The sequence below is a fragment of the Priestia sp. 53B2 genome, from assembly GCF_056099005.1.
This window is the reverse complement of the sequence record NZ_JBLZXA010000030.1, coordinates 539,128-562,735: the sequence shown is the minus strand read 5'-3', so window position 1 is coordinate 562,735 and position 23,608 is coordinate 539,128. Positions and strand designations below refer to the sequence as shown.

The following is a 23,608-nucleotide window of genomic DNA, read 5'->3' as shown; positions in this document are numbered from 1 at the left end:
GTACAATAAAGAGAGAAGAACCCAGGTTTTGTATCATAAAGGGAGGAACAAAGATGTACACCGTATTTTCAACATTTAATGTACCGGATGAAAAAGCTGAAGAAGTGATTGGAATTTATAAAAATCGTTCAAAATCAGTCGACGAGGCTCCAGGATTTGTAGACTTTCTACTTCTTCAAAACGATAAGCGAGCAGGGGAGCTCACCGTTCAGCTTACATTTGATACGAAAGAGAATTATTTAAGCTGGGTACGAAGCGAAGATTTCAAGCGCATTCATGATTTAGAGAAAAAGTACCCTGATCAAGAACTGGCAGCCGTCATCCCAAAAGTTTCTCAGTACAAAGTGGTGGCACGATGAGTTCACTTCCCGTTAATAAGATCGTCGAAAGAGTAACGGAGAAAATCTACGAGTTAGAACCTTCTTTGCTCGAAAAATTCGGAGAGCGCGGTAAAGAAAGATGCCATGAAGATAATCATTATCATATGAAGTATCTTGAGACAACATATAAGTTAGACAACCTGCAAATTTTTACGGACTATGCCTTATGGTTAAACAATTTACTCACAAGCCGAGGAATGAAAACACAGCATATTATTGATAATTTTAATTTTATACAAGAAGCGCTGTTTGAATTAGATAATTACGGTGATAAACAAGTACAGGCGTATGTGACTTACTTAGAAGAAGCGAATCATATACTGGAGCAACAGCAGCTTTAAAAAAGAGGTTAGCACAAAAGTGTTTTAGTTAAAAGAAAATCCGAACGGGTTTGATTCTTGATAAAGAATTCAACCCGTTCGGATTTTTTTATTGATAGGGTGAACGTAGGTTTCCTGTATGTAGTTATGTCTCACTTTTTTGTTTTACATATGTATAAAGGTGGAAATAAAAAAGAAAAAAGAAAAAGGAGAATACATATGCAAAAACAGCTAACAAAAGGAATCTTGTCCTTAATCACTATGTGTATGATTGGAAGTGCGGCAGCTTGTTCAGGTGAACCAGCAAACAAAACAAAATCTGATAATCATAAAGCAGAGGAAAAACCGATTGAAGACCGTCAAGAATTGACAAAGCTACAGCAGTATTCGAGCGACCCGGACATTAAAAAGGGGAAGGATGAAGATTTTGATTTGATCGGTACGTTAAAAAAAGACGCTGAAAAAGAAATGACGCTGAATATTGATGATCAACTCGTTAAAGTGCCAAAAAGCTCTGAGATGGAAGTGGAAGGCTCACAGCTAAAAGATATGATTAATAAAGAAGTAGAAGCTGAAATTGACGCGGCTAAACAAGAAGCAACTAGTATTGAATTAACTCCAAACGCAAAAGCAGATAAAAATGGCGTGTATGAACAAGATGGAAACGAACGTAAAATTGTGGGTGTTTTTATAGAAGAAAGTAACAAACATATAACGGTAAAAGTTCCAAATGGCAAAAAAACGTATCAAAAAAGCTCAGACTTTGAAAAAGAAGAAAAAGGCAGTTTAAAAGAAAAGACGGTATACCTTGAAATCAACTCAGCTAACGAAGTAGAAAGTATAGAAAAAGAAGACCGTGAATAAATAAAGCTACAGCTCTTCTTTCCCTCCTTGCTCTCTTGACTTTTCGAACTGTGTAACTTAACGTTACAGTAGAGAAAGAAAAAAGGTGGTTTATGGAAGATGAACAGTGAATTTACCATTGCCGTGCATAGCTTAGTGTTCCTAGCAAATTTACCAGATCACCGAGCAAGCAGTGAATCGATTGCTTATAACATCTGTACCAATCCTGCACGGGTTCGGAAAATAATGAGTACACTCAGAAAAAACAACTTGGTTCGGACAAAAGAAGGGCTAGGCGGCGGTTATACTTTAGGCTGCAGCCCTGCTGACATAAGTCTTGGGCTGATTTACCGAGCTATATCGACAGGAACGCTGAAGCCTCACTGGTGCAGCGGCGACCCTGATGCTGACTGTATTGTCAAATCAAACATTCAAACAGTGATGGACGACATTTTTACAGAGAGTGAGCAAAGCGTAATTAGGCATTTAGATCAAATTACGATCGAAGACGTGCTGAAAAAAGTTAAAACTGCTCACTAAAAAGCACCTTGCTCATGCAAGGTGCTTTTGTTATGACTCTTTGGAAGCGGCTGTTTCAGCCGCTGCTTCTTTTAAGCCGTCATTTACTTTTCTTCCATTCTCTAAATACTCTGTTTTGAAGCCGCTTTTTAAAGCCCATGTATAGAAGAGAAGAGAAACAACAACAATAATTCCCATATCCCATCCATATTTAATGACATTAAGGCCCCCAAACTTTTCGCTTCCAAGCCATGAAATAGTCATCATACAAAGTAAGTATACAACCATCCATGCGCCGCCTTTGAAGTTCTGTCGAAAGCCTTTCCATTTAGCCTTTGCTTGATAATAAAAATAAATAGGAAGGCCGATTAAAATAATAAACAAAACTTGTCCAGTTAGCGGCCAGCGCGCCCAATATAGCGTTAAAGAAGCAAAAATAAAACCGAGCGGCGCAATAATGCTTAATCCTTTTAAACGAAGAGGTCGATATAAATCGCTGCCAGTTCGTCTTAGCGTCATAACCGTAACAGGACCTGTAATGTAAGAAATAAGCGTAGCGACTGAAATAATTTCAGCAAGCACGCCCCAGCCCCGAAATAAAAACAAAAAGACAAGAGAAACAGCTAAGTTAAAAAACATGGCTTGACGCGGAACACCATAAATAGGATGAAGACGTCCTAGAACACTTGGCAAATATTTATTTTGTTCCATACCATAAATCATTCGAGCAGTAGTAGCTGTATACGTAATACCTGTTCCAGATGGTGAAACAAACGCATCTGCATACAGAACAATGACAAGCCAGTTGATGTTAAGCGCAATGGCTAAATCTGCAAATGGAGAGTTGAAATTTAAATGACTCCATCCCTTCGCAATATCAGAAGGATTTACCGCACCGATAAAAGCAATTTGAAGAAGCAAATAAATGACTGTAGCCACTAAAATTGAGCCTACAACCGCAATCGGAATAGCTCTTCCAGGGTTCTTTGCTTCTCCAGCCATATTAATGGGGCTTTGAAAACCGTTAAAAGCAAATACAATTCCAGACGTAGCAACAGCTGTTAGCACACTAGCCCAGCCGTTTGGTGCGATGCTGCTGCCAGAAGTGAAGTTCTCGCCGTGAAAGCCGACAAATAAAAGTGCTCCAATTGTAAGTCCCGGTATAACAATTTTAAAAATAGTGATTAACGAGTTGGCCTTGGAAAATAGTCCAACTGTCCAATAATTCAGTAAAAAGTAAATAATCAATAGCACAGTAGCGATAGCTAATCCTTCGCCAGTTAACGTTCCTTTTTCTACGAGGTGGCTTGTCCACTGTGCCCACTTCCAAGGCCACGAACTCATATACTGTACAGAAGCTACTGCTTCGACTGGAATAACGGATACAATCGCAATCCAGTTTGCCCAAGCAGCAATAAAACCAATAAACGAACCGTGTGAGTACTGCGTATACTTGACCATTCCGCCGGCTTCGGGAAACATGGATCCTAATTCACTGTAAGAAAGTGCAATAAATAAAATAACGACCATTCCAATGACCCATGATAAAATAGCAGCCGGCCCTGCAATTTGAGCTGCTCGCCACGCTCCAAATAACCAGCCGGAACCAATAATTGATCCAAGTCCCGTCATGGTTAATGCGAATGTTCCCATTCTTCGATGTAAATTGTTCATCTGACTAACACCTTTCATGTAAAATAAGCCTTTCATTTAAACGTTGTTGCTTTATTATTATTATTCTGAAATCTTTGGTTGTCAACTTTTGTCGTTACATGCAGTTCTTAATACTCATTGATTTCCAGTTATGCAGGACAGCTATCCTCAACCTTTCTGTCACAGTAATTAAAGCGCTTTACTTTCTTATTCATCCTACAAGAAACCCTACAGAAATAGATAAAAACCGACAAAAAGTTATCAAGTTCATACCTTATGCACTAGCAATATGAAAAAATTAGGGGATAAGTGGTAGTTGTATTCCCTAAATATGTGAAGAGAAAACACGCTTCATAATAAAGCCCCTTTTGAATAGAGGAGTAAATACCTTCAAAAGGGGGGGGGAGAATTGGACTTTTATCTTTCTTGATGTTTATACTCGAGTAGTTTTACGACGTTTTCTACATCATTTTCAGCAGAAAGTTCGTTAATATTCACTTTATAAATAAGCGTATCCGTTGCAAAAAATTCATCTTTTCCCTCAGGTTTTACTTTTAAGTTTAAGATTTTTACCCGCACAATATGAGTAAACTTACCGCCTTTACCGGGCTGTATTTCACCCATTTGTATCCCGATATCATCTTTTTTAATCGGGCGAACTTTTACTTTTTTATGCTGTTTACCGTAAACCTTCTCATAATGAGAAGTAATATCTTGATGTACCCAAGGTTCAAGAGATTGATAAATAAAATCTTTTACAACAGGCTGACTTACGTGTGATTCTATATTTTCTTCTGGTATATTTTCTTCTGCGGAAATGGAAAGCGTAAAACAAAAAAAGACAAATGCTGCTAAAAATAAAAATTTTCCCACGAAAAAACCCACCTTACCTGTTCGTTTATGTAGCCGATTTTCTAGATCTGCCTCTTTATCTTTTGAACAAAGGCAGGAAGGTATGCACAATTTTTTTTGTGTAATTTATCTTATTAAAAATCAATTTAGTTTAAATAAAATATGTTCTAAATAATTGATTGAAAATTCAAATGCGGTTTACGTACAAAAAAATAGCCAAGTGCGCCTTTACATAGGGGCACTTGGCTATTTGCATGAACATTTTATGCTGCTGTTTTCTTATTGCCTTTAAAAATAAAATAAAGAGCTAATAACATAAATGCTACACCAATCCAGCGGGCTAGATCAAAGGGTACTTCCTTGCTTCCAAACCAGCCAAAATGGTCGATAATCATACTTGCAAATAACTGACCGATAACAGTTGAGATATTAGCTGCTGTTACCCCAATTTTAGGTACAGCTAAAACAGTTAGAAATAAATAAGATGCTCCGAATAAAGCGCAGGTAAGCTGCCATTTAGGGACATCAAAAACAGAAAGAATGTCTCCTTGACCAAAAAATACAACGACAATCGTTAAAATCATGGCACCTGTCGCAAAGGTTAAAAAAGCTGTTTCAAACGTACCTGTTTTTTTACTTAGTGTGCCGTTGATAGAAGACTGAGCGCTTAGCGTTAAACCTCCTATTAAGGTAAGTATCACCATTAATAAACTCATCGTAAAACCCTCCTAGAAAATAAGTACAAGCGCAATTCCCATGCATACAATAGCCATTACGCGTTCTTTGTTAATTTTAATTTTGCTGCTGCCAAGCCAACCAAAATGCTCAATGATCATGCTTGTAATCATTTGGCCCACAATAACAGCAACCATTGAAACACCAATTCCGATAAAGGGGATACTAATCACTAGAATTGTTAAATAAATCGTACCTAATAAACCGCCGGTTAAATTCCACTTAGGCGCTTTTAAGACGTAAGGTAAATCTCCCTTTCCAGCAAATAAAGTGGTCAAACCTAAAATGAGCGTTCCCATGATAAAAATATAATAACTGCTTTCAAGTTTTCCCACTGTTTTTCCGAGTTCTCCGGCAATAGCGCCTTCCATACTTAAGGCAGCGCCGCCTAGAACCGCAACCAAATAAACCAACAACTTCACATTTATCACTCCAATATTTCTTTATATTTGTATATCTAGAAAAATAGATATATTAAGTGAAAAAAACTCGTTAAAGTTTTTTTCGTAAGAATGAAGAAAGCTCTTGAAGCGTTTCTTCATTTCGGCGATAGTATGTCCATTGACCGTGCCGAATTGACTCTAACAAACCTGCTTTTTGCATCATGGAAAGATAACTGGACACTGTGGACTGAGATAGCTGAGCTTTTTCCTGAATATCTCCCACGCAAACACCGCCTCTGCTGCTGACCTCCTTAGGCAAATGTGCTTGTTTGTCTTTAAAATGCTTTTCAGGTTCTTTTAACCACTCCAATATATTTAATCGAGTTTCATTAGATAATGCTTTAAAGATATCAATAGGTTTCATACTTATTATTTTATTCGTCACAGCTCAGATGTCAAATGTTCAAGTTTGCATTTTATAGTTGAATAACAAGCGATGGGTTGAATTATAACAGCTGTGAACGAAAAGTCAACTTATAATAGGATATAAAGAAGAACGTTTTATCCAGCTATTTTTCTACTTATATAATTAGAAAGCATCTTATTTTTTTGAGCAGAACAGATGACATATTCCTTATTTTTCAAGGGATAGTTTAGTAAAATAGAAAAAAGTGAATAAGAAAAGAAGCTAGTTTACTTACTTAAGGGGGAGAGCTGCATATGCAAGGGAAAACAAAACAAGTGCGCTTTCGTAATATGGTAGCGTATGGATTTGGGGATTTGTTTGGCGGAGGATCCTTTTTTATTATCGGCACATTATTTATGGTTTTTTTAACGGATGTAGTCGGGCTTTCTCCTGTAGAAGCAGGAACGATTGTAGCTCTTGGAAAAGTATGGGATGCTTTGTTAGATCCAACCATTGGGTACATATCTGATCATCTTCAGACAAAAAAAGGACGAAGAAGAGTCTTTTTTCTTTTTGGAATCATTCCAGTTGCCATCACGTTCAGTATGCTGTGGATTCCTATTGAAGGCTCGCATATGTTTAAGTACACCTATTTTATTTTAGCCTATCTTTTATTTAACACGGCGTTTGGTATGGTCATGGTTCCTTACAATACGCTAGCAGCAGAGATGACGACAGACTACAGTATTCGTTCAAAAATGACGGGAATACGCATGGTCTTTTCACAAGGCGCTTCATTTTTAGGTGCTTTCTTCCCAAAACGAATCATTGATGCATTTCCAGGTGGACAAGGATATTTAATCATGGGCATTATCTTTGGTCTTCTTTTTGCTCTTCCATGGATTTTTGTCTATAAAGGAACTTGGGACAGCGGAGAAGTAGTGGAACGAAAAAAGAAAAACGGATTTTGGTTAGAATTTAAGCAGCTTTTTATCAGTTTTGGAAGTGCATTTAAAAATAAGTCGTTTAACGTGTATCTTGCCATGTACTTAGCTTCTTACATTGCAATGGATGTATTTAATGCTCTTTTCTTTTATTTTATTGCTTATTACATGCTGCGCGAAGCTATTTATGCAGACACCCTAAGCTTTGTGCAAATTACACAAGTGCTATTTATTCCTCTTGTTACGTACATAGCCATTAAGTTAGGAAATAAATTAACCTATAACTTCAGCATGATCATCTGGGGAACGGGCATTGTTTTATTCAGTTTCCTAACAACGGATAGCTCTTTAGTTCTTATTTATTTAGCGGCATTTTTCTTAGGAAGCGGTCATTCTGGAGCGATCATGATTCCATGGAATGTGCTGCCGTTTGTATCAGATGTAGATGAAATGATTACGACAAAAAGAAGAGAAGGCGTGTATGCAGGGCTGATGTCGTTTATTCGAAAATCTTCTCAGGCGCTTGCGATTTTTCTTGTAGGCGTTGCCTTAAAGAATATTGGCTATGTACCAAACGCCGAGCAGTCAGCTTCTACGCTAGCCGGCTTACAAAAGCTGTTCATGATTGTACCTGCTATTTTGATTCTCGCTGGAATTATCGCAACCATATGGTTTAAGATAAGTCCGGAAAATCACAAAATCTTATTAACTGAAATTCAAAGAAGAAAAAAGGGAGGCCGAGCTAAAGACGTTACTCCTGAAGCGAAAGCGGTTTGTGAAAGTTTAACGGGTTATAAATACGAACAGCTTTGGAAAGACGTAACCATTTCAAAAGAAATTCGAGATAAAACGGTTGTTTAACCTTTAACTTGGCGAAAAAGCGCAAAATTTTCAGCGCAAATATTCGCTAATTATATCCAATAAGAAACTTCCTCTGACGTATTGCCTTTTGGAAAGAAAAGAAATTCTCCTGTCTATCGACTCATTTTTCAGGTGAATTTTAGAAAGGAAGGATTTCTTGCCATTAAAGATGTGCAATTTGGCACGTCTTGATAGGGTGGATTGTACAACTTATAATGAAACTATAAACTAACCACAGGCGCTTTCAATGCGCAGGTATAAATTAGAAAAAAGGAAGGTACAGTTTATGCCAATTCGATATGTTTGTCCACAATGCCAAGGAGCCGGTAAGAAATTTGGATTTATAAAGTGCAAAGTGTGCAACGGCGAAGGAAACATTATCATGTCTTCTAATGAGCCAGATCCAACTAAAAACAAAAAATTAAAATCATCTTCTAAACAAGATAAAGCAATGTAAGCTAAGCTATTGCTAGTAAAGGTATGTATGAACCCCGCTTTTCTATAAAAAAGCGGGGTTTTCTGTTAGACAGACGAACGCTTTTCTTATAATACAATAAAATGAAAGTCGCTAAAATAATAGATAGGGAACCGAAGGAAGAGGGAGGTGGATGGAATACACCGCAAAACAATTTACGCCGCAGTTAGAACAACATATACATACAGTTGAAAGATCTATGCAAGAACTTCTCAAATCAATATATGCACAATATAAAGAAGCTTTTGAAAAAAAAGGGATGCAGCTTTCTGTAGATGTGATCCGTGAAGGGAAAAATCCTTTTCAGTCCGGTTACCACGCCACTATTCAAGTAGGTATTTTGGAAAAAGGTGAGTTTTTAGACGGTCTTTTTATTCCTATCTGGCACTGTGTACGCACGTTTTTGGGCATCCGTTCTTCGAGGAAGCTCCCAGGCAGCAAGATAATCGGAGAGCTGCTGGAAGAAACAGAAGAGGAAATAACAAAAGAAGTAGTAGGTTATTTAGAAATGCAGCTAGAAGATTAGAAGCACCCTGCTTCTAATCTTCTTTAAATTGAAGAAGGTGCAGTTTCTTTTTCAATGTGTCTTTTAGCACGAATAAAGGCCGTCAGCTGCTGAATTTCTTCTTGAGATAGTTCCGCACCGTCGACCGTAATTCTATGAGTTTGAGGCGATGTTAATTCGATGGGTGCATCTGAAAGAGAATGAGGTTCCATTTCCTTACCTAGCAAGTAGTCTGTTGATGTATCAAATAGTTCTGCGATTGTAACGAGTGCTTCAAGAGAAGGACGACGATAGCCAGATTCGTATCCTGCGTAAGTGCTTTTAGCAATTTCAAGCTGGTCAGCTGTATATTGAAGAGACCATTTTTTTTCTTTCCTGAGTTGAGCTAATCTGCTTAACATTCATGACGCTCCTTTGTAGGTGTAGTATGTAAAAAACCGAGGCATTCAGCTCGCGCGCAGATCTTTGTAATCAAACCGTGAGCTAATTTACATTTTTATTCATTATATCATTGCTGCAGAAAAAAGTGTACGCGAAACGAATAATTTTTCTCTTGATTTATTGATTTTTGGTTACTATAATTACAGGTGAAGTACGCGAAATGAATATAATTTATTTGATAGATTGTCAGGTTTTTTTACAAAAATTAAGCAAAGGGGATGTCGGTTTTGAAAAAACTATTATTGTTATCAACTGGTGGAACGGTCGCTTCACTTGAAGGTGAAAATGGACTTGTTCCTGGAATGGAGCCAGATCAATTACTAAGCTACATACCTGATTTAAATGAACACTGTCAAATTGACAGCAAATCTCTTATGAATCTTGATAGTACAAATATGCAGCCAGAATGTTGGATAGAGATGGCAAAAGCGATTGAAGAGCATTATAATGAATACGATGGTTTTGTTATCACCCATGGAACTGATACAATGGCCTACACATCGGCAGCTCTTTCTTACATGCTTCAGCATTCTAAAAAACCAATTGCGATTACAGGATCTCAAATTCCTATTTCATTTAGTAAAACGGACGCGAAACGCAATATTGCAGATGCGATTCGCTTTGCTTGTGAAGAAACAGGCGGAGTCTATGTAGTCTTTGACGGTCGTGTGATTCAAGGCACAAGAGCAATCAAGCTTCGTACAAAAAGCTATGATGCATTTGAAAGCATTAATTATCCATACGTGGCGTCTATCCATGATAATACGGTGGAATATACAAAACCCGTTTGCTCTAGTAAAGAAGAGTTGACGGTTAATACATCTCTTTGTACGGATGTAGCAGTTGTTAAACTGTTTCCCGGCATTAAACCTGAATTTTTCGATGGATTAAAGGATGTATATCAAGGCGTTGTTGTTGAAAGCTATGGAAGTGGAGGTATTCCATTTCAAGTTCGCAACATTTTAGCCAAGCTTGTTGAGTTAACAAACCACGGTGTATCCGTTGTCATTACGACTCAATGTCTTGAAGAAGGAGAAGACATGGGCATTTATGAAGTAGGCCGAATGATTGATCATGACAGCGTCGTGCGCTCAAAAAACATGAACACAGAAGCCATTGTTCCTAAATTAATGTGGGTGCTCGGACAAACGAAAGACCCTCACCAAGTTAAAAAGATGATGGAAACGTCGATTGCAGAAGATATTAATTAAAAAAGAAAGCAGGTACAGCTATGAAACAAGAAACAGCAGGATTTCGTACAGAAGCTGATTTTCTAGGAGAAAAACAAATCCCAGCAGACGTATACTACGGTGTACAAACCGCACGTGCCGTAGAAAATTTTCCGATTACAGGTTATAAAGTACATGAAGAAATGATTAAAGCGCTTGCTATTGTAAAAAAAGCGGCAGCGCTTGCAAATATGGATACAAAGCGCTTATATGAAGGTATTGGAAATGCGATTGTTCAAGCAGCTGATGAAATTTTAGCAGGTCAGTGGCATGAATACTTTATTGTTGACCCTATTCAAGGCGGAGCAGGAACGTCAATGAATATGAATGCCAATGAAGTTATTGCGAACCGTGCTCTTGAAATTATGGGAAATAATAAAGGGGAATATGGTAAATTAAGTCCTAACAGCCATGTGAATATGTCTCAGTCAACAAATGATGTATTTCCAACGGCTATTCATATTTCAACGCTGAACTTATTAAATAAACTTCTTGTTACAATGAATGACATGCATGATGTGTTTAAACGAAAAGCGCAAGAATTTGATCATGTAATTAAAATGGGCCGTACGCACCTTCAAGATGCTGTACCCGTTCGTCTTGGTCAAGAGTTTGAAGCATACAGCCGCGTGTTAGCGCGCGACATTAAGCGTATCAGCGCAACGCGTGACCACTTGCATGAAGTAAATATGGGAGCGACAGCTGTTGGGACAGGCTTAAATGCAGATCCTCGCTATATTGAAAATGTAGTCAAGCACTTAGCCGATATCAGTGGTCTGCCGCTTGTGCATGCAGAGCATTTAGTAGACGCTACTCAAAATACAGATGCTTATACAGAAGTATCTGCAGCGCTTAAAATCTGTATGACGAATATGTCTAAAATCGCAAATGACCTGCGTTTAATGGCATCTGGACCTCGTGCAGGTCTAGGAGAAATCAGCCTTCCTGCTCGTCAGCCTGGTTCTTCAATCATGCCAGGAAAAGTGAACCCGGTTATGGCTGAATTAATCAATCAAATTGCGTTTCAAGTAATGGGAAATGACCAAACAATCTCTCTTGCTTCAGAAGCAGGTCAGATGGAGCTTAACGTTATGGAACCTGTGCTTGTATTTAACTTACTTCAATCAATCAGCATCATGAACAACGGTTTCAGAAGCTTTACAGATCACTGTTTAGCAGGAATTGAAGCAAACGAAACGCGCATGAAAGAATATGTAGAAAAAAGCGTAGGGATTATTACAGCTGTTAACCCTCACTTAGGCTATGAAGTCGTATCGCGTATTGCGCGTGAAGCGATTTTAACAGGAAAACCAATTCGTGAGCTTTGCCTTCAATACGATGTGTTAACAGAAGAGGAATTAGATCTCATTTTAAATCCATTTGAAATGACGAACCCTGGTATTGCAGGAAGTTCATTGTTTGATCGTCAGTAAAAAGAACGGCTTCCATAAGGAAGCCGTTTTTTTATAAAGACATTTGCTGAATGACGCGGCGCATTTTCCGAGCTGTTGCAGCCAAAGCGTCATTCTTTTTAGCAAACTGGGGAATTTGCGTATAAAAATCTCCGAAACACTCCTCTTGGTAGCGTGGAACGATGTGCATGTGAAAATGAGTTAACTTGTTAAACATTCCCCCGTTTTGAGAGAGAGTAACTCCGTCTGGGACAAAGAGCGTCTTCACTGCTTTTGTCATTAGCTTCGCTGCATTCATCACGGCCAGTATGTGTTCAGTATCAAATTCGTCGATTTCCACTATATGTGTTTTAGGAAGAATTAAGACGTGCCCTTCGTTAAATGGCTTGTGATCTAATAGGCACGTCACAAACGAATCTTCAAATATCACATGCGATTTCTCTTGGTTATTTGCTAATCGACACCCTAAGCAATCTATACATGGATTCCCCATCATATGTTCTCTCCTTTTTTAAGATAACTAAAGTGTAGCACGAGAAGTATCAGGAGGAATAGTTTGAAATATACACAGTTGTTTTTTCGCTTAGTAAAGAGCCCGGATATATGACCTGGGCTCTTTGTTTCGTTCTTTTTATATGGGTAGCTGATTTATCTAAAATTTACCATGGTTTTAATTGTAAAAACGAAACCTTTACAGCATAATGATAGTGTAACAGTTAACTGTAACTAACAAGGGGGATTGTTTGAATACATATACAGGCAAGCAAATTACGGAGTTATTAAATAATGAAGGTGCGGACTTGAACCTGCGTACGGTACGGTATTACACGCAAATAGAAATTGTTCCTCCGCTAGAGCTAGTAGGGAATAAGCGTGTGTATACAGATCAGCACCTTCACTACTTTCGAGCCGTTTTAACATTATCAAAAGCAGGTGAGTCACTAGCTTCCATTCAAGAAACGCTTCGTTCACTGAGTGATGAAGAAGTAAAAAACATCGGTGCGCAGCTCCCTCTTTACCAAAGCAAACAAATTCAAAATCAAGAAATGCATCAAGTCAATGAAGATGTATTTGTCGCTATGAACCGAAATTTATCAGCGGACGTACGGCAAAAAGTAATTGAGTCCGTTACTCAGATTTTAAAGGATCATTCATCGCATGATTAAATTAGCTGTGGCAAAATCAGTGATGGAAAAAGAAGAAGGAATGAACCACCTTTGTATTGCATTTGAACGTTCGCAAGTAAAAGTAAAAAAACATCACGATTGATATTCAGCTGCCCGAAGGTCTTTTCAAAGCGACAAACTTAAATGGGTATCGCGAAAACGAACAGGGGCAAATTGAAATAAAGCATATTGAGGATGAACCTCTATTAGTAGAGCTTTACACAGAAGAAGCCGTTTTATATCAGAAAGCAGAGATTGAAGTTGCTGTGACTTACCGCGATGAAAGCTTGCATATGCAGCAAGAAAGATATTCTTTAATGATTAAATTCACGGATGAAGATTTGATAGGGGATTCATTTTTAAATCATGAAATCAGTGCAAAAGTGAAAAAATTTGCTCGTACTAATTCAGGGGAAAGAGGCGGTCACATGAACTTAACTCCATATGTAGTGGAACAAACAAGCAAGGGAGAGCGTGCCTATGATATTTATTCAAGGCTGTTGCTCGACCGAGTGATTATGCTCACAGGTGAAGTTACGGATGAAGTGGCTACTAGCATTATCGCTCAGCTTTTATTTTTAGAAGCAGAAAACCCAGAAAAAGATATCAGCATTTATATTAATTCACCGGGAGGATCTATTACAGCGGGCATGGCTATTTTTGATACGATGCAGCTTATACGTGCAGATGTAAGCACATTGTGTATAGGGCTAGCAGCATCTATGGGTTCATTTTTACTAGCGGGCGGTCAAAAAGGGAAACGTTTTGCTCTTCCTAATAGCGAAGTGATGATTCATCAGCCGCTAGGAGCAGCAAAAGGGCAAGCAGCTGAAATTGAGATTCGAGCAAAGCGTATTTTGCGGTTAAAAGACCACCTAAATGAACTTCTGTCTGAACGAACAGGACAATCGCTTTCAACAATTAAAAAAGACACTGATCGAGATACATTCTTTACAGCGTATGAAGCAAAAGAATATGGCTTGATTGATCAAATTTTAGTTCATCAATAAGGAGGGTACCGTGTGGAAAAAATAAATCGTTATTCAGTAGAATATGAATGGACGAACGTCATTTTTTATCAAGAAGTAGAAGCAATGACTATACAGGAAGCAAAAGAGCGCATTCAACATACAAAAGTAAACGCTGCTATTCGCGCTGTTCATGTCATGGAAGATGTCGAATCGTAACGAAAAACTGGATCCTTTCGGGGATTCAGTTTTTTTGAGCAAATGAAGCAGGGATTTAGATGAAGAAAAGAGAATGCAAAAAGAGATTTAAAAACGAGCAGCTGGTAGCATCATTCAGCAAGAACATCTCATTTCAATTACAAAAAGAAAGGTAGATGTAAATGAAAAAAGTATGGTCTGGATTAGTTGTTCTCATTGCTATTTGTTGGGTGATAACAGGATGTCAGCAAAGCAGTGCTTCAAGCGGTACTGTTGAACAAAAGCTCGTAATCGAAAAATACATAGCCGATAATCAATATGGCCATGCGGTTAAAATGAAAGACCAAAATCAAGTGCAGAAAGTGCAACAGTGGTTAAAAGATGTATCATGGAGAGAAGAAAAAGCTGAAATGATTCGAAAACCTAACTACATTCTTCACTTTGAACCGGTAGAAACAAAAAAGGATATAAAGGTACAATCTTATCGGATGTGGGTCAACTTAGGAAACGAAACCGTTGAATTAGCTACAGATACACACTACGCACAGTTAAAGGGCAAACAAGCAAGATCATTTATTGAATTAGTAGAGCCGAAATAGAAAGCAACTATAAAATAATGTCCAATAAAAGCTAAAACTGCACCTGTTCATATTGAAGCTATCTTCACCGATATGCTTGAGGATCTTGAAGGTACAGAGCTATTCATTACTAACGCGCTTGATATGAGGGTGTAGAAGTATTAAATGTGAGAGGTGACAAGCAGCAATTTTTAAATGTAGCAATAAAGAATTACACTTACAGGTAGGTCCATTATTAAAACATTTTGCTACAAGAAGTAAGGGAAAAAGAGAAATCAAGACGCTGATTTCTCTTTTTTATTCAGGCGTGTCGATGATTATTATTTCCGCGCATTTTGCGTAAAACAAAACTCACAATTAAGACTAAAATAACAGCACCAATAATAGCAGGAACAATTGCGAATCCGCCGATCTCTGGACCAAAATCTCCAAAAATTAGAGAGCCTAACCATGCTCCAATGAACCCAGCAATGATGTTTCCGATAATTCCACCTGGAACATCTCGTCCTGTTAACGCACCAGCAAGCCAGCCGATAAGTCCTCCAACAATAAGCGTCCAAATAAATGACATATACCTAACCTCCTTTTTATAGGGAATTCCTTTTCAGTCTTTCCTAAAACACATTTTGTCATGCGATATCCTTGCTGCAAACCCTTTTACATTTTTTCATCTATTTATCATATATGCTAAGATAGCCCAACATTAAATTGAAGAGTTATGTATGAGAATTCACTGTGAAAGTAACGATAAAATAAAGGAGAGAAGTTCAGCTTATGTACGTTTTAGATTCAATTTAGCTTATTCTATTCCCAAAAGGGGACATCCGGTTCATTTTTAAAAGCTTTTTCCCTTAGTTTTACTTTTTTTAACGGTATTTATGATATCATTTTAAGTAAACAAATTCTTAACGGGAGAACAATATGGAGTCATTATTATTAGATAAAAAGCTTAAACACATTACGAATTTAATTCTAGAAAAAAAAGAAGAGTTCTCAAAACAAAAACAATATGAAGAAAAAGATATTCAACAACAGTTAGAACCGTGGCGCATTCATTTAATTCAAATATATGCTGATTCTGTCTCAACAAATGATACGAAAAACTTTGAAGTGCTTGAGGAATGGGGAAGAGAAGTAGCGAATTTACTCGTTGTCCTTCAGCTTCCGTTGGATGTAGCATTAGAAGAAATCAGCTATTACCGAAATATTATCGGGGAAATTATTAAAGAAGAAGCAAAAGCTGAAACGTTTACGTTTGATGCCTTCTATCAAGTTATTTCTCGTTTCAACGTAGTAGTAGATAAGGCCGTACACTGGGTTAGTAAATCATATATGACCGACTTTGCAAACAAAATCCAATCGGCTCGCTATGCAATTGATGAACTTTCAATTCCTGTGGTACGCATTACGAAAGAAATTGGCGTGATTCCTCTTGTTGGAGATTTAGATACAAATCGCGCTCAAATTTTAATGGAAAATGCGCTTCAACACGGCAGCGACTACAAGCTAAATTGGTTGATTATTGATTTATACGCGGTTCCAATTATTGATACGATGGTAGCGGACCAAATTTTTAAAGTAATCGGTGCTTTAAGATTATTAGGAATTCAAGTGGTTTTAAGCGGGATTCGTGCTGAAATTGCTCAGACGATGGTGAACTTAGGGTTAGATTTAGCTGACATTACGACTTTCAGCAGCCTTCACCAAGCAGTGGAATACGTTAATCAAGCGGACTAATACAACACAAAAGCCCATGATTATGTAACCATATCATGGGCTTTTATTGGTAGAAGAAAATTTGAAGCTTATTTAATAAAGTATCTAATGATTGACTAATTTGAAGTGTGTTAGGACTTGTCATTCCTTCACGGACAGCCGTTTGAATCATTAACGTTCGTGTCTGTTCGATTTCTTCTATTAGTATTTGGTACATGGATTTGTCTTTTGAGCGGGTTGAAAGCAGCATGTTAATTCCTCGTTTTTCTATAGTGATTATGGTTAAATTAACATTAATAGGTTTATTTTTCAATATTATGAAATTAAAAATAGTAAATTTTAAGAATCTTTCATATAAAAAAAGAACCTCTTTTTCAACAGAGGTTCTTTTTCTAATATAATGATTTATTAGGCATGTTTATGATTACCACGCATTTTTCTCATAATGAAACTTACGATTAACACTAAAATAATTGATCCGATAATAGCAGGAATAATAGCAAATCCACCTACAACTGGTCCGAAACTTCCAAAGATAGCTGAACCTAACCAAGAACCGATAAAACCGGCAATAATGTTACCAATAATACCTCCCGGAACGTCTCTTCCCGTAATTAATCCGGCAAGCCACCCAATAATACCACCTACAATAAGTGCCCATAAAAATGACATAAATATCATCCTCCTTTTTAATGATGTATTGCTTATATAGGTTAATACCCCACTTAAAAGAAAACTATTCATAGAATAGCAAAAAAATAAAAAAAACTTGTAAAAGGATTTAAGAACTGCGATAGAGTCATAGAAAATAGACTAACTAGTATATAATAGAAAAAGGAACATAGTTTAGAAGAGAAAGGAGACATAAAGTGAAAATAAAAAATCAAAGCGAGATAGTAGAACAGCACTTGATTCAGCACTGGATGTATTTCCAGCATACGAAGAAATCTGTGAAGGTGGATACGTCAGAAATTAAATGGATTTCTGCATCTCCTTACAATCGGGGTATATATGCAGGAACCCGTCACATTGAGCCTGCGTTAGGAATATGCTCTCGGGAAGGGGAGGAACCTCTATGGATTGTCGGTCCATCTTCATATGATAACCTTGGGCCAGTTCTTCATAAAAATGGATTTGTTCCTTATGAAAAATGGATCGGAATGATTCAGCACATTCAAGAAAAAGAATACATACAGGAGTAAAAGGGTTTCAATGTAAGCGAGTGCACACAGAAGCAGAATTGAAAGAATGGATCGCGGTATACATAGACGGCTATCAAAAACCAAAAGAATATCAAGCTGACTTTCTTGAAAGGTTTAGGGAGCTTATGCAGCACGCTGACCAATATCAGTTATATCTGGGTCTTTATCACAACCGGCCAGCTGTAGCTGGGTCTCTCTTTTTTTATGACGGTACAGCGGGTTTGTATTGTATCACTACAGCTAGACATATGAGGAGAAAAGGCCTGGCCACCGCGTATTTGAAGGAAGTTCTTACTGAAGCAAAAAAACAGGCGGATACGTGTATTTTGCATGCTACAAGTGCAGGAAAGCCAGCTTATGAAAAACTTGGTTTTACAGCGGTTAACGAATTTGATGTATACAGATGGAGAAATAGAGTTGGAACATAATGTGCTGCGGTTTGTGAGAAAAGAGACAAAATTCGACAAATTTTTAAAAAAGTGTAGCTTCCACTTCGTTTTTGGTGTATCCTAGGAAAAAGCAGCAGCATGAGCTAGTGTTGTACATAGAACACAGATAAAAGGAGTCATTATGAAACATTTTTTTAAAACGAGCACGTTTTGGATAGGTTTGGTTGTTGGAATCGCGCTCACATTTGGGGGATATTTTACTGTTACTAGTATTTATGATTATTATTTAGGACGAGAACAGCTGAAAGTATTGACTGCCTCTCAGAAAAACCTTCAAACTGCTTTTAAAGAGTATAATCAGCTGATGGCCGAAAAAAAAACCAAAAAGCAATTTATCAATGAACTCGATGATATTTCAAATACTATAAACTATGAATATAATGAATTAGCTTCCCTTGATCCTACGATGAAAACGATGTATAAGCATACGGGCGTCATCGATGATATGGAACTGATGATTGATAATATCGATAGCATCTATGAATTAACGATGAATGATCACAAAGACGCAACGAAACCGCTTCAAACCTACGTATCTGATTTAATGGAATATGTAGAGAAAGATATGAAAAAAGAAATAAGCATGCTAAGTAAATAGAACAAAACAGCTGTCTAAACAAATAGGCAGCTGTTTTTTTGTTGATTATAAAAGGAATCTTTTGGTTGCAGGCGAAAGAGTATACTATGCACCCACTCGCTTACGTGCACCACGTTTACAAAAAGGGAGGACATAGTATGAAGAAAGTGGTGATTATCCTATTTAGTTTGTTTTCATTAGCCGCATGTCAGGTTCCTACAGCTGAAACGCTTGAAGATCCTTATCCACCCGCTATAAAAATAATAGCTGAAGGCAAAGAAGCCATCGTCAAGCCCTTATTCTTTTGCTGGACCGAATGTGAAGCTGATTTTGGCGAACGAAAAAATTTTAGACAAATTGTTATGAAAGATAGTATTCCCGTCTCTCAAGGTGGTCAAGTGTCCATTAAAATAGATGGTAAAAAACCTAATGCGCTTTATTACAAACAAATTCGCAATCAGTCTATTTATGAAAACATAGTAGAAAAAAAGGACATAAAAAAAACATCTGCTATTACAGTAGATTCTGCCTCTCGCAGTGATCGGTATATACTCGTAGCAGATTGGAAAGATAGCAAAGGGAAAAAGTTAATCGGGCGTGTCTACTACACCCCAGTAAAATTTGAAACACCATAAATATGGCTCTCTATGCTGTAATAGAGAGCCATATGCTTAACTAATAGAATTAAGTGCTTGTGCAAGAGAAGAAGTAGTTTTAACATGTTCAAATGAAAGCCCTAAACGAATGGCAGTTTGAGAAATTTCCGGTCGAATTCCAGATAAAATTGTTTGCACACCAATTAAACGAAGAGCTTTTACCAAATTAAAAATCTCTTGTGCCATCATCGTATCAATCGTAGCTACACCGAGCAGGTCAATACATAAATGTTCAACGCCTTTTTCCGAGCATTGCTGAAGCGTATTTTCTAAAATAAACTGACTTTTGACGGTTCCAATATCACCTACAAGAGGCAGAAGTGCAACTTTGTTTTGAAGCATAATGACAGGAGAACTTAATTCATTAATTAACTCTTTCTGAGCGTTCAGCTGTTCTTGCGTATTTTTATGATATTCTTGAATAAAGATATAAATAGATAGATCAAAAGCTTTAACAATAATGTCATACCACATAAATATCTTATCTACACTTACCTCATTCGAATGCAAAGAGATAAACTTCTTTAAGTAATTGACGGCAATTTTTTGTGAATTAAAATATTCTCGAATAATAAAGTGAAGAGGCGTACTTAAATGCTTTGGATCACGCGCTAGTTCTATCGACCACTGCTGAAAATCTGAAAAAAAATACTCCTCATCCTTTATAAACACGTCAAATAAATGCTGAAAATAATCTTGATTTTGCTGCCTCAGTTCTTTCACAATTGCTGGATTTTTACTCGAATAGACAGAGAACTCATTTTCATCGTCGAGCTGATTGTACCAGTCTTCGGTTAATTGAAGAGAATGTTCTTTGAAAAAATGATATAAGTCCTGATTTTTATGCATGAAGACTCTCCTTATATATGTATAGTCTAATTGATTTATAAATAAAGGCATAAAAGCATCCCCTGATCTAGAGTGAGGATGCTTATAAATAAATCCATTATGAAGCGCATTTATTTTCCTATACGCCTTGTTTTCCCTAACTGTATACTCTCAAACCCAATTTATTAAAAAATAAACATTTTTTAACTACCATATTCATGCATTTTACCTATTTTTCATAAAGAACCACTTCTTGTGCTTATAGCTTTAGCTTGGGTAAAGCATCTTTAATGCTTTGATAGACTAAAATAAAGGACATATCATCTTCCATAGTGCTCATATGTATGGCCATGCTAGGAGAAATTCCTGTTAAAACAAGCTGAGTTCCCATGAGCTTCAGCCAATTGTAAATATTAAGAATATCACGGCCGAAAGAATCATTAAATTGCGCTAACCCTGAGACGTCTAGGATTAAATAACGATCTTTGCTGCTTGTATTACGAGAGGTGAAGCTGTTAAAAAGCATTTCTATACGCCGTTCGTTTAACGTTCCGATTAATGGAAGAACAGAGATTCCTTCCTCTATTGGCACGATAGGGGTGGATAGCCTTTTCACTTCTTCCAAAGCTTGCTGTAGCTGTTCCTGGGCTGTAATCTCTATTGTTACGTCTTTTTGAACACCAATAAAGTAGTATTTATCTTCTTCTTCTATATATGTCGGGTCAATCGTTAGCTGATTATGAAAGAAAGAGCCGTCTTTTCGATAATTAACAATTGTAACAGAGATTGACTGATTGCGGCTGATAGCGCTGCGAATTTCGTCAACGTGGTGCGGGTTTGTAAGAGGACCTTGTAGGAAACGGCAATTTTCCCCTAATACTTCTTCTTCCTTATAGCCGGTCATAAGGGAAAACCCTTGGTTGAGGTAAATAATTGGGTTATCAGGCAAAGAAGGGTCCGTCACGATAATACCAGATTGTGAGCTATGAAGGGCTTTATTTAAAATGGACCATTTTGAATCTTGAGCTTCAGGTGTAGTCAATGCATTCCCTCATTCCTTGGAATTTTTATAAAAATATTGTGACATAAACATGTCAAAAAAACAATTTTCGACGCGTTTGCTTCTAGAGAAAGAGTGAAGATAAGGAAAAATATGTTATAATAGTTTCAGGGGCAAAGGGAGTGTGAACAAATGTGATAACCATCAATTTATTTAATGTTAGTTTCTTTGTGATGGCGCTAGTAGGCTTTATTCTCATTTTTTGTTTGCGTATAAAGTTCAAGCGGCCACTGTCATTATTTAAATGGTCTTTTTTGTTCGGAATGGTGCTGCTGTCGCTAAGTTTATACTTGTTTATGGCGACCAGCCAATATATTCATTTGATATGCAATACAATCGGCTCAGTTATGACAGCGCTCTATCTTATCAGTATTATGGTTGGAGCAGAAGAGTCATAAATACATATGTTTAAAAGTCTATTAAAAGTGGAAAAAAGGAAAGATGCATAAAAGAGAAAGAGACGCACTTACATTCTTTTAGCCGACGAAATGATAACAACTTGAAAAACACCTCGGTATAAAATGCCGAGGTGTTTTTCATAAATAAAAGGGAAAGAAGAATATTTAGAGAAATACTAGTCATATTTTACTGAGTGTAGTAAAATAAAAAGTTATTATTCTATTTTTAGGTTGTTGCTATTGGCAACATGTGTTAGTCTAAAAGTGGTATACATTTTAGGCGATCTTGAAAAAGAGAGACGAGAAGCTTTTAGTCAAGTTTCTTAAAAGCTTTACGTTTACTGAGGTGAAACAATGAAATCTCAAGTACAAAAATTTGTAGGCTATTTATTAGCTGGTGATCAAGACAGCGCTTGGGAAGTTGTGCTAGAAGAAATCCACCAAGGAAAGAACAGCCTAGATATTTATGAAAATTTAATTACAACCGCAATGCGAGTAACTGGAGATATGTGGGAAGAAAATATCATTTCTGTAGCTGATGAGCACGTCGCAACTACGACATGTGATTATGTGCTAACTCGCTATCGCTTTTATAAAAAAATTCAGGGACACGCTTCAGACACCGCTCCAAGGGCACTGCTTCTATGCTTGGAACAAGAACAGCACTTTATTGGTTTAAAGATGGTAGCTTTATTGTTTGAGGAACATGGTTGGAATACTCGCTTTTTAGGGGCCAATCTACCTCTGGAATACGCTGAGAAAATGGCTATAGAATGGAAGCCGCATATGGTAGGATTATCTGTCAGCATTCCTTATCATATTGAGAGGCTTGCTGAATATACCAAAACTTTGGACAAATTAGAACCAAGACCAACGGTAATGGTAGGAGGGCGCTTAGTTTCTCAAATTGATTTCCGTTCTTACTGTTCTGAGCATACAAGCCTAATTCCGGATCTTTACCAACTAAATAACTGGTTAATCAGTTATCACAAAGGAGTGGAAGTTAATGTCGATGCTTGAATATGTTCCAATTCCTTACTTTTTAGTGGATACTGAATTTAATATTTTGGAATGGTCGCAACAATCAGGTCATTTATTTAAGCCTTCAGCTAATTTTTTAGATCTTGTAGACGTATTTAGTCAAGAAAAGGCGAGAAAGTTTTTAAGCTTGCGCCAAAAAGATTCTCGAGAACTATCGGTAGACGAACCCCATGATGAGCAAACGCTTGTCCAAAGCCGAGGCCAGGCTATTCAGAAAGTAGAGCTTGTGATGCCAACCAATGATTCGCCTTATTCACTGTTTGAATGCTTAATTCAATGGGATAGTGATATAGGTCATTTAGTTTGTATTCGCCAAGATGAACGTATACAAGAGCTAACGAATCTTGTTCAAGACCATCGGAAACGATTAGCAGATACAGATTTTGAACTGCTTGAACAAAAAGAACGTCTTGAAAAATCATTACAAAAAATTAAGCAATTGTCCGCCTCTTTTATTAAACTATCCTCTAAAGTAGGACTTATACCTCTTTTTGGAGACTTAGATACAGATCTTGTAGCTGAAAATACGTGCATTTTGCAAAACTTTGCGCATGAAGGAAATTACACCACGCTTCTATTTGACTTTGGGGGACTCGATATATTAACGAACGAAGGAATTCAAGCTTTTGCAGGCTTTATGCAGTCCTTCTATCTCATGGGTATCACATGCTATATTATTGGCATGAAGCCGCACCATACGGCTGCTTTGAAAAATAGAACGTTTGGTGATCAAATTATTTATATGAATAACCTGAGTGAAATTATTGCTGTGAATAAGAATGTAAGTTAAAAGAGTGGAGGAGAAGAAAGTTA

At 37.3% G+C, this 23,608-nt stretch carries 33 protein-coding genes; 21 read left to right on the top strand and 12 right to left on the bottom strand.

Annotated elements, in window-relative coordinates; all coding sequences use genetic code 11:
* Positions 1-53: 53 nt before the first annotated feature.
* The 4 genes from ACN6NE_RS27640 (at position 54) to ACN6NE_RS27625 (ending at position 2,083) form a co-directional block, all read left to right on the top strand.
* A complete protein-coding gene (locus ACN6NE_RS27640; RefSeq protein WP_013057785.1) occupies positions 54-359 on the top strand; it encodes an antibiotic biosynthesis monooxygenase family protein in 306 nt (101 codons plus the stop codon).
* The gene (locus ACN6NE_RS27635) at positions 356-721 is read left to right on the top strand and encodes a hypothetical protein (RefSeq protein ID WP_474328468.1); all 366 of its coding nucleotides are present in this window, start codon (positions 356-358) and stop codon (positions 719-721) included. The genes ACN6NE_RS27640 and ACN6NE_RS27635 overlap by 4 nt, the downstream gene beginning before the upstream one ends.
* 198 nt (positions 722-919) lie before the next feature.
* On the top strand, positions 920-1,564 hold the full coding sequence (locus ACN6NE_RS27630) for a hypothetical protein (RefSeq protein ID WP_474328466.1): 645 nt from the start codon (positions 920-922) through the stop codon (positions 1,562-1,564).
* Positions 1,565-1,663: 99 nt separating this feature from the next.
* On the top strand, positions 1,664-2,083 hold the full coding sequence (locus ACN6NE_RS27625; protein ID WP_129710482.1) for an Rrf2 family transcriptional regulator: 420 nt from the start codon (positions 1,664-1,666) through the stop codon (positions 2,081-2,083).
* A 30-nt stretch (positions 2,084-2,113) separates the two neighbouring features.
* On the opposite strand, the gene ACN6NE_RS27620 is transcribed toward ACN6NE_RS27625, so the two are convergent.
* The 5 genes from ACN6NE_RS27620 to ACN6NE_RS27600 form a co-directional block, all read right to left on the bottom strand.
* Complete coding sequence (locus ACN6NE_RS27620) at positions 2,114-3,736, bottom strand: APC family permease (protein ID WP_474328464.1); 1,623 nt, start codon at positions 3,734-3,736, stop codon at positions 2,114-2,116.
* A 396-nt stretch (positions 3,737-4,132) separates the two neighbouring features.
* Positions 4,133-4,588: a hypothetical protein gene (locus tag ACN6NE_RS27615; protein ID WP_129710480.1), complete on the bottom strand. Its 456-nt coding sequence runs from the start codon at positions 4,586-4,588 to the stop codon at positions 4,133-4,135.
* Between the two features lie 242 nt (positions 4,589-4,830).
* The gene (locus ACN6NE_RS27610; RefSeq protein ID WP_129710479.1) at positions 4,831-5,283 is read right to left on the bottom strand and encodes a DMT family transporter; all 453 of its coding nucleotides are present in this window, start codon (positions 5,281-5,283) and stop codon (positions 4,831-4,833) included.
* 12 nt (positions 5,284-5,295) lie between these two features.
* A complete protein-coding gene (locus ACN6NE_RS27605; RefSeq protein ID WP_129710478.1) occupies positions 5,296-5,724 on the bottom strand; it encodes a DMT family transporter in 429 nt (142 codons plus the stop codon).
* A gap of 70 nt (positions 5,725-5,794) precedes the next feature.
* Positions 5,795-6,109 carry an ArsR/SmtB family transcription factor gene (locus ACN6NE_RS27600; protein WP_013083854.1) on the bottom strand — a complete coding sequence of 105 codons (315 nt, stop codon included), beginning with the start codon at positions 6,107-6,109 and terminating at the stop codon, positions 5,795-5,797.
* 296 nt (positions 6,110-6,405) lie between these two features.
* Between ACN6NE_RS27600 and ACN6NE_RS27595 the strand changes: the two genes are divergently transcribed.
* The 3 genes from ACN6NE_RS27595 (at position 6,406) to ACN6NE_RS27585 (ending at position 8,897) form a co-directional block, all read left to right on the top strand.
* Complete coding sequence (locus tag ACN6NE_RS27595; RefSeq protein WP_057235234.1) at positions 6,406-7,896, top strand: MFS transporter; 1,491 nt, start codon at positions 6,406-6,408, stop codon at positions 7,894-7,896.
* A 286-nt stretch (positions 7,897-8,182) separates the two neighbouring features.
* Positions 8,183-8,353 carry a hypothetical protein gene (locus ACN6NE_RS27590; protein WP_013057775.1) on the top strand — a complete coding sequence of 57 codons (171 nt, stop codon included), beginning with the start codon at positions 8,183-8,185 and terminating at the stop codon, positions 8,351-8,353.
* Positions 8,354-8,504: 151 nt separating this feature from the next.
* Positions 8,505-8,897, top strand: coding sequence for a hypothetical protein (locus tag ACN6NE_RS27585; RefSeq protein WP_474328460.1), 393 nt, complete (start codon positions 8,505-8,507; stop codon positions 8,895-8,897).
* Between the two features lie 23 nt (positions 8,898-8,920).
* Here ACN6NE_RS27585 and ACN6NE_RS27580 read toward each other — a convergent pair whose 3' ends face one another.
* Entirely contained in the window at positions 8,921-9,277 is a 357-nt protein-coding gene (locus ACN6NE_RS27580; RefSeq protein ID WP_474328458.1) for a helix-turn-helix domain-containing protein, read from the bottom strand.
* A 267-nt stretch (positions 9,278-9,544) separates the two neighbouring features.
* Here ACN6NE_RS27580 and ACN6NE_RS27575 point away from each other — a divergent pair, with 267 nt between their 5' ends.
* Both ACN6NE_RS27575 and aspA read left to right on the top strand, forming a co-directional pair.
* Complete coding sequence (locus tag ACN6NE_RS27575; protein WP_129710476.1) at positions 9,545-10,528, top strand: asparaginase; 984 nt, start codon at positions 9,545-9,547, stop codon at positions 10,526-10,528.
* A gap of 20 nt (positions 10,529-10,548) precedes the next feature.
* Complete coding sequence (gene aspA / locus ACN6NE_RS27570) at positions 10,549-11,979, top strand: aspartate ammonia-lyase (RefSeq protein WP_129710475.1); 1,431 nt, start codon at positions 10,549-10,551, stop codon at positions 11,977-11,979.
* A gap of 31 nt (positions 11,980-12,010) precedes the next feature.
* Here the strand turns inward: aspA and ACN6NE_RS27565 are convergent, their stop codons facing one another.
* Positions 12,011-12,454 (bottom strand): HIT family protein, encoded by a 444-nt coding sequence (locus tag ACN6NE_RS27565; protein WP_474328455.1) that lies wholly within the window; start codon positions 12,452-12,454, stop codon positions 12,011-12,013.
* 247 nt (positions 12,455-12,701) lie between these two features.
* Between ACN6NE_RS27565 and ACN6NE_RS27560 the strand changes: the two genes are divergently transcribed.
* The 4 genes from ACN6NE_RS27560 to ACN6NE_RS27545 all read left to right on the top strand — a co-directional run bounded on the left by ACN6NE_RS27560 (position 12,702) and on the right by ACN6NE_RS27545 (position 14,889).
* The gene (locus ACN6NE_RS27560) at positions 12,702-13,124 is read left to right on the top strand and encodes a MerR family transcriptional regulator (protein WP_474328453.1); all 423 of its coding nucleotides are present in this window, start codon (positions 12,702-12,704) and stop codon (positions 13,122-13,124) included.
* Positions 13,125-13,552: 428 nt separating this feature from the next.
* The gene (gene clpP, locus ACN6NE_RS27555; protein ID WP_474328522.1) at positions 13,553-14,134 is read left to right on the top strand and encodes an ATP-dependent Clp endopeptidase proteolytic subunit ClpP; all 582 of its coding nucleotides are present in this window, start codon (positions 13,553-13,555) and stop codon (positions 14,132-14,134) included.
* Positions 14,135-14,146: 12 nt separating this feature from the next.
* Positions 14,147-14,311 carry a hypothetical protein gene (locus ACN6NE_RS27550; protein ID WP_474328452.1) on the top strand — a complete coding sequence of 55 codons (165 nt, stop codon included), beginning with the start codon at positions 14,147-14,149 and terminating at the stop codon, positions 14,309-14,311.
* Between the two features lie 161 nt (positions 14,312-14,472).
* The gene (locus ACN6NE_RS27545; protein ID WP_013057766.1) at positions 14,473-14,889 is read left to right on the top strand and encodes a YhfM domain-containing protein; all 417 of its coding nucleotides are present in this window, start codon (positions 14,473-14,475) and stop codon (positions 14,887-14,889) included.
* 280 nt (positions 14,890-15,169) lie between these two features.
* Here the strand turns inward: ACN6NE_RS27545 and ACN6NE_RS27540 are convergent, their stop codons facing one another.
* Entirely contained in the window at positions 15,170-15,439 is a 270-nt protein-coding gene (locus tag ACN6NE_RS27540; protein WP_013057765.1) for a GlsB/YeaQ/YmgE family stress response membrane protein, read from the bottom strand.
* Positions 15,440-15,789: 350 nt separating this feature from the next.
* Here ACN6NE_RS27540 and ACN6NE_RS27535 point away from each other — a divergent pair, with 350 nt between their 5' ends.
* Positions 15,790-16,605 carry an STAS domain-containing protein gene (locus tag ACN6NE_RS27535; protein WP_129710472.1) on the top strand — a complete coding sequence of 272 codons (816 nt, stop codon included), beginning with the start codon at positions 15,790-15,792 and terminating at the stop codon, positions 16,603-16,605.
* Positions 16,606-16,648: 43 nt separating this feature from the next.
* Here the strand turns inward: ACN6NE_RS27535 and ACN6NE_RS27530 are convergent, their stop codons facing one another.
* Complete coding sequence (locus ACN6NE_RS27530) at positions 16,649-16,834, bottom strand: aspartyl-phosphate phosphatase Spo0E family protein (RefSeq protein WP_129710471.1); 186 nt, start codon at positions 16,832-16,834, stop codon at positions 16,649-16,651.
* Positions 16,835-16,992: 158 nt separating this feature from the next.
* Positions 16,993-17,256 carry a GlsB/YeaQ/YmgE family stress response membrane protein gene (locus tag ACN6NE_RS27525; protein WP_013057762.1) on the bottom strand — a complete coding sequence of 88 codons (264 nt, stop codon included), beginning with the start codon at positions 17,254-17,256 and terminating at the stop codon, positions 16,993-16,995.
* Positions 17,257-17,453: 197 nt separating this feature from the next.
* Between ACN6NE_RS27525 and ACN6NE_RS27520 the strand changes: the two genes are divergently transcribed.
* The 4 genes from ACN6NE_RS27520 (at position 17,454) to ACN6NE_RS27505 (ending at position 19,447) form a co-directional block, all read left to right on the top strand.
* Complete coding sequence (locus ACN6NE_RS27520; RefSeq protein ID WP_474328448.1) at positions 17,454-17,786, top strand: hypothetical protein; 333 nt, start codon at positions 17,454-17,456, stop codon at positions 17,784-17,786.
* A gap of 38 nt (positions 17,787-17,824) precedes the next feature.
* Positions 17,825-18,214 carry a GNAT family N-acetyltransferase gene (locus ACN6NE_RS27515; RefSeq protein ID WP_474328446.1) on the top strand — a complete coding sequence of 130 codons (390 nt, stop codon included), beginning with the start codon at positions 17,825-17,827 and terminating at the stop codon, positions 18,212-18,214.
* Between the two features lie 142 nt (positions 18,215-18,356).
* Entirely contained in the window at positions 18,357-18,833 is a 477-nt protein-coding gene (locus ACN6NE_RS27510) for a hypothetical protein (RefSeq protein ID WP_014459392.1), read from the top strand.
* Positions 18,834-18,970: 137 nt separating this feature from the next.
* Positions 18,971-19,447 (top strand): hypothetical protein, encoded by a 477-nt coding sequence (locus ACN6NE_RS27505; protein WP_129710469.1) that lies wholly within the window; start codon positions 18,971-18,973, stop codon positions 19,445-19,447.
* A 36-nt stretch (positions 19,448-19,483) separates the two neighbouring features.
* Here the strand turns inward: ACN6NE_RS27505 and ACN6NE_RS27500 are convergent, their stop codons facing one another.
* Both ACN6NE_RS27500 and ytvA read right to left on the bottom strand, forming a co-directional pair.
* Positions 19,484-20,317 carry an STAS domain-containing protein gene (locus ACN6NE_RS27500; protein WP_474328443.1) on the bottom strand — a complete coding sequence of 278 codons (834 nt, stop codon included), beginning with the start codon at positions 20,315-20,317 and terminating at the stop codon, positions 19,484-19,486.
* 238 nt (positions 20,318-20,555) lie between these two features.
* Positions 20,556-21,338 carry a YtvA family blue-light photoreceptor gene (ytvA, locus tag ACN6NE_RS27495; protein ID WP_474328442.1) on the bottom strand — a complete coding sequence of 261 codons (783 nt, stop codon included), beginning with the start codon at positions 21,336-21,338 and terminating at the stop codon, positions 20,556-20,558.
* Between the two features lie 152 nt (positions 21,339-21,490).
* On the opposite strand from ytvA, the gene ACN6NE_RS27490 reads away from it, so the two are divergent.
* The 3 genes from ACN6NE_RS27490 to ACN6NE_RS27480 all read left to right on the top strand — a co-directional run bounded on the left by ACN6NE_RS27490 (position 21,491) and on the right by ACN6NE_RS27480 (position 23,585).
* Positions 21,491-21,754, top strand: coding sequence for a hypothetical protein (locus tag ACN6NE_RS27490; protein ID WP_129710467.1), 264 nt, complete (start codon positions 21,491-21,493; stop codon positions 21,752-21,754).
* Between the two features lie 354 nt (positions 21,755-22,108).
* Entirely contained in the window at positions 22,109-22,774 is a 666-nt protein-coding gene (locus tag ACN6NE_RS27485) for a cobalamin B12-binding domain-containing protein (protein WP_129710466.1), read from the top strand.
* On the top strand, positions 22,761-23,585 hold the full coding sequence (locus ACN6NE_RS27480) for an STAS domain-containing protein (RefSeq protein ID WP_129710465.1): 825 nt from the start codon (positions 22,761-22,763) through the stop codon (positions 23,583-23,585). Before ACN6NE_RS27485 ends, ACN6NE_RS27480 begins: the two co-directional genes overlap by 14 nt.
* Positions 23,586-23,608: the final 23 nt, after the last annotated feature.